Origin of the sequence: Phytoactinopolyspora endophytica, from assembly GCF_004138495.1 — a bacterium.
Lineage (GTDB): Bacteria > Actinomycetota > Actinomycetes > Jiangellales > Jiangellaceae > Phytoactinopolyspora > Phytoactinopolyspora endophytica.
Window position 1 is genome coordinate 166,137 of sequence record NZ_ML142864.1, and the last position, 2,098, is coordinate 168,234.

A 2,098-nucleotide genomic window follows, 5' to 3' on the forward strand; every position below is an offset into this window, starting at 1 on the left:
TCTACCTGCCGGACTTCGCGGCGGCAGCCGAGTTCAACCGCAGGCTCGGCAAGATCGGGAATCTCGGCTCCGACGGCAGACCCATCCTGGGGCTCGACTCGAGGGATCTGCTGGAGATCACGCTGGAGTCCGGCGAAGGGTCCTACCTGGTGCCGGCGCACGTCTGGACACCGTGGTTCTCGGTCCTGGGTTCCAAAGCCGGCTTCGACGCCGTCGAGGACTGCTACCTCGACCTGGCGGACCATATCTTCGCACTGGAGACCGGGCTCTCCGCGGACCCCGAGATGATGTGGCGGGTCTCCGCACTCGACCGTTATCGGCTGGTCAGCCATTCCGACGCGCATTCGCCACCCATGCTCGGCCGGGAGGCCAGCAGGTTCGACACGGACGTGGACTACTTCGCCATCCGGCGGGCTCTGGAGACCGGGGACGGTTACCTCGGCTCGGTCGAGTTCTTTCCTGAAGAGGGCAAATACCACCTGGACGGGCACCGCAAGTGCGATGTGCGGCTGGAGCCGGCGGAGACCCGCAGGCTCGGCGGCCGCTGCCCGGAGTGTGGCAAGCCCTTGACCGTCGGCGTGCTGAGCCGGGTCGAGGAGCTTGCGGACCGGCCCGGCGGATACCGCCCGGACGGCACTCCAGGATTCCGGAACCTGATCCAGCTTCCGCACATCATGGGTGAGATCCTCGGCGTCGGGCCGAAGAGCAAGAAGGTGCAGAACGAGGTCTCTTCTCTGACCGAGGTGTACGGGCCTGAACTCAGGATCCTTGATGACGTGCCGGTCGACGACCTGGAGATGACGTCGCCGCAGCTTGCCGAGGCCATCCGCCGGCTCAGGGAGGGCACGGTCATCCGGGAACCGGGCTACGACGGCGAGTACGGCACTATTCGGCTTTTCGAACCGGGGGAGGTGGGTGGTGTGGGTAACTGGCAGACGCCGGCGCTGTTCGACGACGAGCTGGTCACCCGGGCCTCGAAGGAGTCGAAGAGCCGGTCGTCAGGCGACGAACCGCTCAGCCGCGCTCTCGATGACGATGGCGCTCCTGACGGCGACTGTGATCCCGTTGGCGTGCCGGACGCCGACGAGCTCACGTTGCATGACGGTGGCGTTCAGCCCGCCGTCGAGCCCACGGCCGCCGAGGCGTCACCGCTGCCGGGGTCGTCCACCGATGAGACGGGCGCGGAGCTCCTCGACGTGGCGGTCCCCACACCGGCGATGCTGGTCGGCCTTGACCCCGATCAGCGGGCGGCGGCCGCCCTACGCAGCGGACCGCTGCTGATCGTGGCCGGCCCGGGCACCGGCAAGACCCGGACACTCACACACCGCATCGCGCACCTGGTGACAGAGCACGGTGTCCCAGCAGAGCAATGTTTGGCCATCACCTTCACCCGCAAGGCTGCCGGGGAGATGACCGATCGCCTGCATGGCCTGATCGGTGACCGGGCGCGGGCGCTGACGGTCACCACGTTCCACGCGTTCGGCCTCGGCCTGCTCCGGGAGCGGCACCGCGAAGCCGGGCTCACTGCCGGCTTCGGCGTCGCTGACGACAAGCGCCGGCTCGAGGTGCTCACCGAGGTCATGGGGGACGAGAAAGGCGCACGCCGGATGCTGCCGGAGCTCTCGCGCGTCCGGCGTAGCCCGCAGCCGATGGATTCCGAGACGGTGAACGCCCTGGACGGTTACCTTGCCAGGCTCCGCGAGCTGGACCTCGTGGACTTCGACGACCTCGTGGCTCTGCCCGTCGAGCTGCTGGAGTCCGATCCCGACCTGATGATCGAGCTCCGCGATCGCTACCGGTGGATCTCGGTGGACGAGTACCAGGACATCGATGCCGTGCAGTACCGGCTGCTGCGGCTGCTGGCGCCGGCCGGCGGCAATGTGACCGCGATCGGCGACCCGGACCAGGCGATCTATCGGTTCCGCGGCGCCGACGTAGGGTTCTTCCTGCGCTTCCGGCAGGACTACCCGTCGGCCGAGACGATCCGGCTGACGCGCAATTACCGGTCCGACCCACACATCCTGACGGGCGCGATGCAGGTGGTCCGCCCTTCCACCCTGGTGCCGGACCGAGTGCTGGTTCCCGTCGGCGACCATCC

General features: G+C 68.2%; 1 protein-coding gene. It reads left to right on the forward strand.

The genetic code is table 11. The features are described 5' to 3' along the window. A partial coding sequence (locus ELR45_RS39115; RefSeq protein WP_205857284.1) for a UvrD-helicase domain-containing protein occupies positions 1-2,098 on the forward strand: 2,098 nt, incomplete at both ends.